We start from the raw sequence: 12,068 nt of genomic DNA, 5'->3' as shown, positions 1-12,068 counted from the left end.
CTAGGCGTCGCGGCTTGTTTGGAGCAGCTGTTTCTCGTCATTTTGCGCTTGAGGGCAAGCCCCACATGATACTACCAGGCTTGGTTTGCTTGATAATTTGGATGTGATCGAGGGTTCCCGGCCAAGAGTCGGGTTCTTCAGGGGTTTGTGGCTTATAGTGAAAGACTCCCCGAATCCAAACGCGCTCATGGTTGAAGTCCTGCCATACTTCGCGAGGTTCCGGGAGAAGCTGTTGGAGCGACTTATCGTCCACATCCAGCCCAAGGGTCATTTCCTGGTAGGTTAAAGCCTCCTCCGACATATAAAGTCGAAACGCTGTGTACTCCTTGGCGAGATATACGGAAAGCCATCCGCGAATATCGATGAGCTTGCCATCAAAAGCGGCTGGGTCCGCGAGCAATCGGACCCAGCCGACATCGATCGGATTCGGCATCGGTTTGGCCTTGTCTTTCGGATCGGCACACAAGGCGAGTTGAGAGGTGAAGGCAACCGCAAAAACACAAAGGAGAAAACGCAAAATGGTCTGCGTTATGGGGGAGCACGTGACGACGCCTAACGCGCCCAATCTCGCCATGGCGGGAGACTGTGAGGAGACGGAGAGGAATAATGGCAGACTGATAATGGGCAAGCGAGGATTGCTGCGCGATGGGTTCTGTTGGGAGCAGCAAGCACGACGACCCAGAGCGGTTCGCTCGGGCAGCGCTTGGATGGGTGACGTTGATTTATAGAGCATCGTTCTGGTGAATAAGAATAACCTCGCTTATCCGCTTGCCGCTCGGCAAAGGCACATCGGCAACGCGGAAGAGATAGTTGTTTTGGAAGCTTCCCATCGTCGATTGGTCCGTAACAGATGCAAGCGCAGCTCCGCGCAATCTGAGGGTCCACTGTTTCCCGTCTGCGGGCGGTCGGTACCGTCCCTTGGCCGCATCAGTAAGTTGAAACCAAATGGTAGAGTTCCCCTGGTGATCATCTGCAAAAATCATCGCCTGCACCAGATCCGTCGAAGTCAGGAGAGTCTCTCCATCCGGCTCAGAGGTTACGCTGATCCCGTCGACTGGAATCCATTTGCCGTATCGACTATTTGTTGTGCGCGAATACGCGCAGAACATTAGTAAAAGAACCAGAGTGATCGCGAAGCGGTGCATATGCTCAGTCGCCAACGCCCCCAAGCTCAGCGACTGCGGGTACATGACCGACGCGGTGCTTTACGGGACAAATGGAGGTCGGTCCGTGGGTGAGCCAAGGCTGCTGCGCGGCGGACTCTTTGGGAGCAGCAGGCATGACGGCCCGGAGAAGTTCCCTGCAGCGCTTGGATGGCGTTGTGGTCATTTTAGCCAACGGGTGGGAATCCGTGATTCAAAAATCAGCGCCCGTAGTGAGTCGTTAGACTACGCGTAGCGCCATTTGAGGACGCCGGCTAAGATGCCGAAGCTAATCAAGTAACCCACAATCAACGCGATTACGAAGAACGCTAAAACAAGAGCACACCACAAGCCGCCGTTCTCCTGATTCTTAACCGGAGCATTCGCGGCGACATTCAGTAAGCGAGCCAGCCAACCTGCGAACCAGATGTCGGCGAGGAAGGTGGAAAACATGCAAGATAGAATCAAGCTCATGATCGGAACGCGATACTTCGGCCGCAACTTCTTTCCGGCGTCTGAGAGTGGCAGAAACTTCATGTGTTCGATGCGCGAGCGACGCCTACGCTCCCAAGTTCAACGACACGCCGGAGCGGAGCGGCCTGTGCCGGCGGGCGGAAAGGTGGCGGCGATGGGTAGCACAGGCCGCGACGCGGAGGCGTGTTCGCTGCAGCGCTTAGGCGTTGCGGGTGGATTGGTTGAAGCGTTGAACGTAGGCATAGATGTTCCGCGCTCGCCGCCGGGTGTCGTGGTCTTGCGAATCAAAACGCACCTGTACCTGCGAAAGAAACTCCGGCGACTGCACACTCGCGGCCAAGCGACAGACGTGCTTGCCCCCAAAGGGGCCGTAGGTCTCAATGACGCGAAGAATGAGTGCTCGTAGTCGTTCGTGTTGCGCTGCGGAAAAGGGGACGAGCTTAAGGTAGCGCACAAGATAGGACTTAACGTAACCCGTGCCGTCGAAATACGGGTCGGCCTCAAGGTAGGAAATGGCCAAATCGACATATTCCGAATCCCCGGCGCGAATCCGGGCGCGACCTTCGTCGCTGAGGAGTTGATGCGCCGCCTTCTTGAACTGAGAAATCCGACAGGCTTTTTCATTCACAGGATGTGCGTGGCGACGCCCTCCAAGCTCAACGACGAGCCTGTCAACGCGTCGAACGCAGGAGCGAGTTTCCGGCCCGTTCGCAGCGCTTGACTAGACGATTGGGGTCTCATGCGTCGCGTCTGAAACCCGGGTCGTTGGCCCAAGGTGTGCCGGCGACATCACTTTGGAGCTCGATTGAGGGATTCTTTTTGGCGGGCGTCACGGGTTGCGGGGCAGCCAACCAATAGAGGGGCGTGCCAAAGAGCGGAACCAAGATGACGACTAAAACCCAAAGGATTTTGGCCGGCGTGTCGAAATCGGTTCGCGTGAGAATGCGAAATAGAACGAGCAGCCAAACTAAAGTCAAAAGAGCGGCGAGTAGCCACGGAAAGCTATCCAAATCAGCATTAGAAATCTCGATCTTCATAAAGCGTGTGCAGAGTCGCCAACACCCCCAAGCTCAGCAACTGCGGAGGGACGGCCGAGACGGCGGTATACGGGACAAGTGGAGGTCGGTCCATGGGCGAGCCATGACGGCTGCGCGGCGGGTTTTGGGGAGCAGCAGACATAACGGCTCGGTGCAGTTCGCAGCGTTTTAGGAGGATACTCACCATGCCGTCACGAGATAGTAAACATATCCATTGGAGTATCGAAGGACCTCTACACGCTCCTTGCCGGGTGCGTAGCGGAAATAGCTGGAAGCTGATGCAGAAGGCGGATTCCACCATTTGGGTGCGTCTCCAATACCGATGTTGACCATGCTTGCAATCTTAGCGTCCTCGACTGGGTCGAAGCGACTGGTCAAATTCAGATTCCTGGCGTAAAGGACGACATCCCCTTCGGGGAGCTTGGCCTTGAGGCAACGGACATAGTCCACCGTACCGGAATAATACTCCTGCACATCGCTTGCGCTTGCAGGCAGCGCGCGTCGCGCGGCTGAGGGCAGAAATCTGTCCAATGCCATCGCCGCGAAAACGAGCGGCAGCACGACTCCTAGAGGAATCAAACAGCCCCACTTTAAAAGTGGATTCAAGTTGCGTCGCATGTGAAGCGGCTCAGTCGCCTAACGCCCCCTGCAGCGCTTGGTTAGCACCCCAACCACGCTGCGCGCGGAGCAATGAGGGAAGGACCTGATCCTGTTTCTGGTTCCGTCTCCCCGTTTTCACGGCCGATGTAAGTTGTTCATAATCAACGCTCCGAATTTCCAGTTTCTGAGGAGGCGTCTTCATGTCTCGTGTAAAGGTGTGGGAAATAGGCTCGATGAAGCGGAAACAACGGCCAGATGAGAAGGAAAAGCACTCCATGCACGAAGTAAACCCACGGAACAATGAACAAAAAGGCCGGACGCCTGATGGCTGCGAGCAAAGCTCGACGTGTGAAAAAGTCGCGCCACGAAGGCCACTGAGGGAAATCGCGACGCAACTCCTGAAGCTCTTCCGGTGGGATCGGTGGAGGCGGTGGCAACTGTGCCCGCCGCTTGTAACTGCGCACCGTCAAGAGCGTGAATGCAATCCACCACAAGACCAGCACAAGCAAAATGATTGCGAGGATATTCATGACATGCGTTCACAAGATGCGCGTGGCGACGCCCCCAAGCTCAGCGACGGGCCTGTGAGCGCGTTGAACGCCGGAGAAGAATTCCCGGCCAGTTCGCAGCGCATGGATAGGCGGTGCGGTCATTTGGAATTGGCTGAGGGCATGTCATCGGGAACCGGCACGAGGTAGGATATTGGTGTATGGTGCTGCGGCGAGTGCTGAGTGACGAGGCGTTCAAGCTCGCTTTTGGCTTCCCGCGGCAATGTATTGGGAGCGGAAACGAAGAGCTTGCCGTTGGTAAGCGAATCGACCCGAACCTCAGCATACTGTGGCTGCTGGCGGATAATAGTCTGAAGCTGCGCCGCCTGGTGTGCCGCTCGCGCTAAGTCTGGAGCCGGAAACAGGAGCACCACAACGAGCCAGAAGATGCCGAAAATGGCTACCGCCAACGCCGCGACGCGAACAAGTCGATTGGGGTGACCATCGTCGGCTGCAATCGTAAAGGGCTTAATCACAGGAGGTGCGTAGCGCCGCCTAACATCTTATTAAACCGACGGGCGCAGGAGGTGAAATCGGCGTATTTTCTCGGGTTGGCGAGCCACGGAATCGAGGATAGCGCCGGAGGCTTCTTTCATGGCAAGAGGAAATCGAGAGATTTCGCGTCGACCGCTCGAAGGGGCTCGGCCGGGGTATGACGACTCCGCGTCTTTTCCTATCCTATGCCGACGGATTCCGCTCTTCCGCTGACGCGTTCGCCGAAAAGTGGTAGGCCGGCGATCTTCGCCGCCGTGGAGACGCACGGCGCCAGATTTGGACGAACTGGCGGCGGCGGTGCATCGCTGAGCGATGGGAAGGCGCATGGCGGCCAGGATGACTGACTCCCCAACCACGCTTTCGCTCAGCGACGCCGGGTGACGGAGCCGAAACTGCAACCGCCCTTTTTCACTCCCGCCCGAAAAGTTGTTCCTCGATCGGGAGCGTGCGGTAAATCCATGTCGCGGGCTGCACGAGGACGATGCGGCGGGGGCGGTAGCCTTCGAGCATCATGCTGCACTTCACTTTGAGCTGGACGCCGCTGCTGCCGGGGGCGGCCGGGATGGTGGTGCGCTCGAGGATGTTGCCGCCCTTGCGATCGTTGGTCGGATCGTAGGTCATCAGGTTCGGCTCGGCGACGAAGAGGTTGGCTTGCGGTTCCGTCTTGGTGTCGGGGGGCATGCCTTTCGGGACGGGTGCGTCGAGTTTCAGATCGGCGAAGAGCGCGGGATCGACGTTGCTGAAAAGCGTGACGGTGACGGTCTCCTGTTCGTCATCGACCGCGCTCACCCACGCGGGCAGACCGTGGTCGCGAACGTAAAGCTGGTTCCGCTCGCGCTGTTGCGCCGTGGCCAGCGCGCGGGCGTCGGCGTCGAGCCACAAATCGGTGATGCGCCCCGGCCCATAGAGCGTCGCCCAGGTCAGATCGAAGAGCACTTCCTGCCCCGGCTGAATCGCTTCGAGCTTGGCGAAGCCGGAGCCCTGCATGACGCGCGTGGCTTTGGTGACCTCGAAAGTCTTCGGCTCGCCAACCGGCTTGCCATCCTGCTGCAGACGCGCGGTGAGTTTGTTTTCCGCGAGATCCACCGTCTCGATCTTCCAAAGCTGCTTCTGCCGCGCGTCAAAGGAGAAGTCGTCCTCAATCCGGAAGCAGCGGCGAAAAGCCACGTCGGGCGTGATGCCCCGCCGAAACGCCCCATCCGGCGGCGGTGTTTTGTCTTCGGGCGCGCGCTGGTAAAAAACTCCGCGTAGATGGGTGCCGAGCGGGATGTCGCACAACGCCGCATAAGACCCATGATACCAGATCGCGCCGTAAGGCAGCATCTCCGCCTCGAGCGGCAAATCCCACACGCCCCGATCCTGGCTGTCATCGCGATCAACGCGAATGCGGAAGGTCCGCAGCGGATGTTCGTTGCGGATCAACTCGCCGGAAATCGCGTGTCCCGAGCCTTCCGGCGGGAATTGCCCATCCACGAGCTGAAACCACTCCAGCGGTTTCCCATCGGGCTTGAGCACCTTCTTGTTGGAAGGTCCATCCGCATCGGTGCGATACGGCGGCGCGTCCGCCCCGTGCAGGAGCAAGGTCGACGCAAAGACGGCGAGGAGCGATGACAGAACGCGGCGCATGCAGCGTCAGGCCAGGATTTCCTTGAGCGGACGCAAGCTGTCCTGGAATCGGTCGGCTTTCACGTCCACGCGCTGCGCCATGGTGAGCAGCAGGTTGCTGAGACGCGCATCGCCGTCCACCGGACGCGAGCAGATCCGGTAGTGCGCCATGGAGTCGGCCATGTTGTAAGCGCCAATGGTCGGCAGGTTGAAGTCCACGTGCTTGCCGTGCTGGTAGCCGAGCGCCTTGCCGCCGGCGAGGATGAGCGGCAGGTTGGCATTGCCGTGGCTGTGGCCGTAGGCCATGCCGCTTCCCCACAGCACTTGCGTGGTGTCGAGCAACGGCGCGTGGTTTTCCTGGTGCTCCTTGAGCTGCTCGAGGAAATAGCTGAATTGCTCGATGAGAAAAGTATCGGTCTGCGTAAGGCGGCGCAGTTGTTCCGGGTCGCCATTGTGATGCGAGAGACCGTGCCGCGTCTGCGAAATGCCGATCTCCGGAATGCCGCTGGCCTGCGATTCACTGCCGATCATGCAAGTGATCACGCGCGTGCTGTCCGTGCGCAGCGCAAGCACCATGAGATCGTAGAAGAGGCGATAGTATTCCCCGGCCTCGGCCATGCTCAGCTTGCGCCTGAGGCGGGCCGCTTCCTCCGGCGAAACCTGCGGCTTGGGAATATCGAGCCAGGAATTCGCGCGCGCCGTGCGCTCTTCCACCTGCCGCACCGCGGTGAGGTATTCATCGAGCTTGTTCTTGTCTTCGCTGCCGAGCTGATGGTTCACGCGTTTGGCATCATCGGCCACGAGATCGAGGATGCTCCCGCGGCGCGCCAGCCGGCGGCGGACGGCGTCCTTGCTCTCCTTTTCCACGCCGAAGAGCGTGTTGAAAATCGTCTGCGTATTGCGCTCCGAAGGGAGCTGAATGCCATCGCGCGACCAGGCGAGCGAGTTGCCTTCGATCGCCAGCTCCAGCGAGGAGAACCGGGTCGTCGTGCCCTGCACTTCGGCGATGAGCTGATCGGTGGAAACGGTGTTGCGGAAGGGGCCGCCATCGCCGGGGACGTTCGCGCCGGTGAGCCACACCTTTTCGCAGTTGTGGTGCTTGCCGATGACCATCGGGTGATGCAGACCGCTGATCGGCGTGAGGTCCGCGCGATGCTTTTCCAGCGACTGGAGCGGGGCGCTGAACTCGTAATCCGCACCCGCCTTTTGGATCTGCCAGGTGAGCGTGTTCACGCCATTCGGGATGTAAAGGAACACGCTGCGCTTCGGCGTGTTCGCCGCGGCTTCGGCAGCGGCCCGCGCCGTAGCCGGGAGCATGGCATTGAGCAACGGCAGGGCAATGGTGGCGCCCAGTCCGCGAAGCACAGTGCGACGGTTCATCTGCCAATGATTCAGGTTCAGGTTGCTCATAGGTTTGGTTGGGTTTGGGGGTGGCTCTACCGTTTCTGAAATAAGTCCGAAGTGACCAGGGCCGTTAGGATGTCTTTGACCCGGTAATCATCCGCTTTGCTGGTCGCGGCGATGGCCTTGAGCTGATCATAGTCGCTAAAGGACATCGTGCGGCGCAGCGCGTAGGTGGCGAGTTTTTCGATAAAGGTGCGGTTGAAAGAATCGATGTCGGCCAGCAGCAGCTTCTTGAATCCGGTAGCGTCCTGATACGTGCGGCCATCGGGAAATTTACCACTCGGATCCACCGCCGGGTCGGGACCGACGCCTTCTGCTTTCTCCGTGGTGCGCCAGCGGCCGATGGCATCGAAGTTTTCAAAGGCCAGCCCGAGCGGGTCGATCTTCGCATGGCACGCCGCGCAGTTCGCATCGTGAATGTGCGCGTCCAGCTTCATGCGGATCGTGGCCTTGGGCGCGGTCACCGGATTCGGCGCGATCGGTTCGACGTTCGGTGGCGGCGGGGCCGGCGATCTGCCGAAGATCGATTCCATGACCCACACACCGCGATGCACCGGGCGATGCCGCGTGCCGTCGGAGGTCAGCGAAAGAATCGCCGCCTGGGTGAGCAACCCGCCGCGATGACTCTCCGGCGTGAGCGCGACGCGCTGGAAGCTGTCACTCGGCAGGCCATCGCTCGGCAACCCATAGTATTCGGCGAGCCGCGAATTCGCCATCGTCCAATTGGAATCGAGGAACTCCCGCAGGCTGAGGCCACTCATCAGCACCTCGTGGAAGAACGAGCGCGTCTCGCCGATCATGCTGGCTTCGAGTTGTTTGTCGTAATCCGGGTAAAGCACCTTGTCCGGCGGGAACATCCCCACCTTGCGCAACCGCAGCCATTGCGAACTGAAGGCGTCGGTGAAACGCCGGGCGCGCGGATCGGCGAGCATCCGCTCGACCTGTCGGGTCAGCTCCGACTTGTCGTGCAGCTTGCCGGCGGCCGCGAGCGAGAAGAGCTCGTCGTCGGGCATCGTGCTCCAGAGCAGATACGAGAGCCGGCTGGCGATTTCCCAATCGTTCAGCGTCTGGCGCATCTTATCCGGGTCGCCCTCGGCTTCGAAGAGAAAGCTTTTCGAGCACAGGATCGCATCCATGCCGGCCTTCGCCGCGCTGGGAAATTTTTCCCCGGCCTTTAGTTCCTCGGCCACGATGCCGGCAAAGCCATCGAGCTCGTCTTCCCGCACGGGACGGCGGAATGCGCGTGTCGCCATCTTGCGCAGCAATTCACGCGCTTGCGCCAGGTCACCTTCGGGCGTCGGATGATAGTCTTCGCGCAATTGCTTTTCGTGATCGGTCACGATTGGTCCGCGCCAGGAGATGGAATGCAGAATGAGAAACGGATAGCGCGGCCGGCCCTGCTCGTCGGTCAGCTTGATCTGCCACGGCATGCGCCCGTCCTTCAGACTCACGAAGGGGCGACTTCCGTGGCGGCCCGAACGCGGAAGATTCGAGGGCCCGGGCACATCGTTGTAGACTTCGATGTTCGGCCGGCCTTTCGGCAAGTGCGCCAGGAAGGTCACGGTGATCGGCTGATCTTCCGGCGCCACGATGTCCTGCTCGAAGAGCGTGCGATCGAGTTTTGATTCGTAGACCTTGATCCGCGGCGCGCGGCCTTTCTCGGGCTTCAAGCCGCTGATCGTGTAGCTGATCTCGTAGACGCCCGTCTCGGGGAGCGGGTCCTTGAGCAGCGAGTAGCGGAAGATGTCGCCGGGCCAGAGCTCGTAGGGCATCTTTTCGAGCACGCCCATTTGCTGGAGCCGCTCGCGATGCCGCTCATTCACTTGTTCGGGGAGGATCGCCGGCTTGCTGCCGCCGAAGGGCTCCGGCGGCTTGGCACCTTTCCTCAGCGGCGGAACCTCGGGATAGGCCTCGGCAAGAATCGTCTCCGCGGCGGCGAGATACTTTTCGACATTCGCTGGGGACAGCGTGAGCACCGAGCCGATGCGCTCGAAGCCGTGCCACTCCGGGTCCTCGAGAAAGGCGCCAGGATCTGTGGCGTCGAATTGCACACCGATCAAATCGCGCACCGTATTGACGTACTCGTCGCGCGTCAGCCGGTTGTAGGAGACGGGTGGGCGCATGGCCATTCGTGCCGCTTCGCCTTCCTTCAAGCGAGCAGCCAGAAAGTCCGCAATGGCCGAGCTCTCCTCCGCCGAGGGCCGGGACTTCACTTTCTTCGGCGGCATCTCGCCCCGAGCTGATTCGATCCATGATCTCCGACCACTGCGGCGTATTCTCGAAGCCGATCTTCGAGGAAGAGATTATCCATGCGGAAAATCGCCCTTCTGCGTCGTCGAGTCGTGGCAATCGTAGCAGTGGTCTTCGAGATACGTCCGCAGTTTGAGTCGAGCTCCGTGCGCGGCTCCGCCTGCACCGCGGCGGGCGCGGTCGCGGCGAGGAGCATCACGCCAAACCACGGCGTGCAGCGGGTGAGGAGATCGACGGGCAGACTCATTTGAACGTCACGTTGACCTTCGGCAACAGCGCCTTGATTTTCGCCTGGGTGTCTTCGGAATAAGGCTGCGGGCGGCGGATGAGCTTCAGCTCCTTGAGAAACGCGAATTGCTGGAGTTGCGGCAGGCGTTCGTCGGGCAATTCGAGGAAGCCGAATTCGATTTGTTCGAGTTGCTTGAGATTGGCCGCGAGCTTGAGGCCATCGTCGTTGAGGTCCTTGCAGTTGGTCAGCGTCAGGCGGCGCAGGGTCGAGATCGGCTTGATCGCGGCGATGCTATCCGCGCCGGTGAAACCTTCGCCGAGTTGCAGGTATTCCAGCGGCAGACCGACGAGGTTTTGCAAGGCGGCGGCGGTGGCGTGCGCTCCGAGTTCGAGGCCTTTGAGTTTCTTCAGCTTGGCGAGGTTCGGCGCCCCAGCGTCGGTGAAATGGGCATGCGCGAGGCTGATGCTTTCGAGATTCGGCAGATGATCGCAGAGTTCCTTGAGGCCTTCGTCGTCGATGCTGCTGCCGCGATGGCTCACGTGGGTGAGCTTCGTCCAACCCGTGCACTTTGCGTAGGCGCGACCGGTGATCTGGGTGCCGACGAAGTTGAAGGATTCGAGATTGGTCAGCCCGGCGAGTTTTTCCATGCCGGCGTCGGTCAGCTTGCCATTGTTGGTGAAGCTCAGCTTTTTCAGCGTGGTCAACTGGCCGATCGGCGCGATCCAGTCATCGTTGCATTTGGTGGAGATGATGTTCAGGGATTCCAGCGCGTGGAGATGACCGAGGTGCTCGAAAAAGGCCGCATCGTAGGGATCGTCCACGCGCTTGTCGTGCGGGCCGGTGTTCGGCACCGAGAGGTCGACCAACTTCAGCGTATCGAAGATTGCCATGGGGCCGCCCGCGGCTTTGGCCAGCGCTTCGGGGGTGGTGTTGGTGCGCTCGACCTTGCCCTTGGCGCCTTCGACGGTGTGCGCGACCGCTTCCACGTGCGGCGCATCCGCCGCGGCAGCGAGGATGTCTTTGGCGTATTCGTGCAAGGCCTTCTTCAAGGCCGGGTCGGCGGTTTTGGCCACGACCGCGTCGAGGTCCGTTGGCGAGGTGACCTTGGAAAGATCCGGCGGCGAGGCGAAGGAAGGCAGAGCGAGAGCGACGGCGGCGGTGAGCGTGAGGGCGAGGGGGAATTTCCTGGAGGGCATGTCTCGGTCTACTTGGCGGGGGCGGATTTCTTAGTCTGGCGCTGGCGGCGGCGGGCTGTTTACGAGGGGAGTTGGGAACGTCCTTTCTAATCCCAACTGGACGTTGCGGATACCCCCGAAATCACGGGGGAGGCGGCTGTTGCCCTGAGGTCTCCTCACGGACTCGCCTCAACGATAAGAAGCGCGTGAACAAGGGGTAGGTAGGCCGATCTCGGAGCGGATGAGAAAGCCTCCACGCCGTAAGCTCCGTTCAGCTCACGCACCTGCTTTAGCCTCGGCTAAAGGCCGTTATGCACCTTTGTGAAGCTGAGGGCTCGACCTGCGCCGAAGGCGTTGAGTCCTCCAGCCCAGCGAGGAGGCGGAGGGGAATCGCGGAAGGCCGGCCATGGACGAGCCAGTCGCGAGGCACGAGGTACCCTGGGTCGCCTTATCAAGGGGCCCCACCTTGAAAGAATTGTATCTCAATCCATGCGAGCGGAGGAGGGACCACGGATTGCAGGCATGTAGTCATTCAAGTTTTTTGTTGGGAAGTTTTTCGTTTCTCCTTTCTGTCGCCGAAGGCGACGCCTGGAAGTTCCCCCCAAACGCCGCCGCGGCGAGCGGCGCGGGGTTTGGGGGCGCGCAGCCCCCATCAGCCCGGGCGCGCTAAGTGGCGGAGGGTTGCAGGAAGCGCTTTTGCAGTTCGAGTAAGCAGGGCTTCAATTGGGCTGGCAGTCCGAGTTGCACGCGCAGGCTCTTGCCCAGAGTGACGGCCAGTTTGTGCAGCTTAAGGGTCACGCTTTTGCTCGTTTCCAGAGCTTGCGGTGGATGGTCCGAGAGGACGTGCCAGACCTGAACCAACAGCTTGCGAGCCACCGCGGCCACGGCAATGTGGCGATGTCCTTTGCGGGCAAAGAGCTTCCAGCCCCATTGGCCCAGCGTGGTCTGAGCTCCGGCGCGCAGCACCGCCTGCGCTCCTTGGATGAGCAGGTGGCGCAGATCGCCGCGCCCTCGCCGGCCCACCCCCAGCTTGATGCGCTTGTCCTTGCCGCTGTCGCGCTGACCAGGGTTGAGCCCCACGTAGGCCACCAGCTTTTCCGGGCCGCTAA

General features: G+C 60.5%; 15 protein-coding genes. 1 reads left to right on the top strand and 14 read right to left on the bottom strand.

All coding sequences use genetic code 11. From position 1 onward, the window contains the following. Positions 1–37: 37 nt before the first annotated feature. The 8 genes from CFE428DRAFT_RS31100 to CFE428DRAFT_RS31065 form a co-directional block, all read right to left on the bottom strand. Positions 38–517: a hypothetical protein gene (locus CFE428DRAFT_RS31100; protein ID WP_131990157.1), complete on the bottom strand. Its 480-nt coding sequence runs from the start codon at positions 515–517 to the stop codon at positions 38–40. 205 nt (positions 518–722) lie between these two features. Next, complete coding sequence (locus tag CFE428DRAFT_RS31095; protein ID WP_131990156.1) at positions 723–1,145, bottom strand: hypothetical protein; 423 nt, start codon at positions 1,143–1,145, stop codon at positions 723–725. Positions 1,146–1,388: 243 nt separating this feature from the next. Further along, positions 1,389–1,679, bottom strand: a complete 291-nt coding sequence (locus CFE428DRAFT_RS31090) for a hypothetical protein (RefSeq protein WP_006983716.1) — start codon at positions 1,677–1,679, stop codon at positions 1,389–1,391. Positions 1,680–1,815: 136 nt separating this feature from the next. Further along, entirely contained in the window at positions 1,816–2,244 is a 429-nt protein-coding gene (locus tag CFE428DRAFT_RS31085) for a hypothetical protein (RefSeq protein WP_006983715.1), read from the bottom strand. Between the two features lie 109 nt (positions 2,245–2,353). Beyond that, a complete protein-coding gene (locus CFE428DRAFT_RS31080) occupies positions 2,354–2,653 on the bottom strand; it encodes a PLD nuclease N-terminal domain-containing protein (RefSeq protein WP_006983714.1) in 300 nt (99 codons plus the stop codon). A 180-nt stretch (positions 2,654–2,833) separates the two neighbouring features. Beyond that, entirely contained in the window at positions 2,834–3,214 is a 381-nt protein-coding gene (locus tag CFE428DRAFT_RS31075) for a hypothetical protein (RefSeq protein ID WP_042726188.1), read from the bottom strand. 200 nt (positions 3,215–3,414) lie between these two features. Next, a complete protein-coding gene (locus CFE428DRAFT_RS31070; protein ID WP_042726187.1) occupies positions 3,415–3,783 on the bottom strand; it encodes a hypothetical protein in 369 nt (122 codons plus the stop codon). A gap of 119 nt (positions 3,784–3,902) precedes the next feature. Further along, a complete protein-coding gene (locus CFE428DRAFT_RS31065; protein ID WP_042726186.1) occupies positions 3,903–4,277 on the bottom strand; it encodes a hypothetical protein in 375 nt (124 codons plus the stop codon). 204 nt (positions 4,278–4,481) lie between these two features. On the opposite strand from CFE428DRAFT_RS31065, the gene CFE428DRAFT_RS38100 reads away from it, so the two are divergent. Then, a complete protein-coding gene (locus CFE428DRAFT_RS38100; protein ID WP_157447707.1) occupies positions 4,482–4,640 on the top strand; it encodes a hypothetical protein in 159 nt (52 codons plus the stop codon). Positions 4,641–4,704: 64 nt separating this feature from the next. Here CFE428DRAFT_RS38100 and CFE428DRAFT_RS31060 read toward each other — a convergent pair whose 3' ends face one another. The 6 genes from CFE428DRAFT_RS31060 to CFE428DRAFT_RS31040 all read right to left on the bottom strand — a co-directional run. Further along, positions 4,705–5,922 carry a hypothetical protein gene (locus CFE428DRAFT_RS31060; RefSeq protein ID WP_006983711.1) on the bottom strand — a complete coding sequence of 406 codons (1,218 nt, stop codon included), beginning with the start codon at positions 5,920–5,922 and terminating at the stop codon, positions 4,705–4,707. A 6-nt stretch (positions 5,923–5,928) separates the two neighbouring features. Next, complete coding sequence (locus CFE428DRAFT_RS31055) at positions 5,929–7,311, bottom strand: DUF1552 domain-containing protein (protein WP_006983710.1); 1,383 nt, start codon at positions 7,309–7,311, stop codon at positions 5,929–5,931. A 26-nt stretch (positions 7,312–7,337) separates the two neighbouring features. Then, complete coding sequence (locus CFE428DRAFT_RS31050) at positions 7,338–9,533, bottom strand: DUF1592 domain-containing protein (RefSeq protein ID WP_006983709.1); 2,196 nt, start codon at positions 9,531–9,533, stop codon at positions 7,338–7,340. Next, positions 9,515–9,802 carry a hypothetical protein gene (locus CFE428DRAFT_RS38095; protein WP_006983708.1) on the bottom strand — a complete coding sequence of 96 codons (288 nt, stop codon included), beginning with the start codon at positions 9,800–9,802 and terminating at the stop codon, positions 9,515–9,517. Before CFE428DRAFT_RS38095 ends, CFE428DRAFT_RS31050 begins: the two co-directional genes overlap by 19 nt. After that, positions 9,799–10,980, bottom strand: coding sequence for a leucine-rich repeat domain-containing protein (locus CFE428DRAFT_RS31045; protein ID WP_006983707.1), 1,182 nt, complete (start codon positions 10,978–10,980; stop codon positions 9,799–9,801). The genes CFE428DRAFT_RS38095 and CFE428DRAFT_RS31045 overlap by 4 nt, the downstream gene beginning before the upstream one ends. 645 nt (positions 10,981–11,625) lie before the next feature. Continuing rightward, on the bottom strand, positions 11,626–12,068 hold a 443-nt coding region (locus tag CFE428DRAFT_RS31040; RefSeq protein ID WP_042726185.1), incomplete at its 5' end, for a transposase.

It is taken from the genome of Chthoniobacter flavus Ellin428, assembly GCF_000173075.1.
Classification (GTDB): Bacteria; Verrucomicrobiota; Verrucomicrobiia; order Chthoniobacterales; family Chthoniobacteraceae; genus Chthoniobacter; species Chthoniobacter flavus.
Note: the sequence above shows the minus strand (reverse complement) of the source record. Positions and strands in the feature narration are given on the sequence as shown.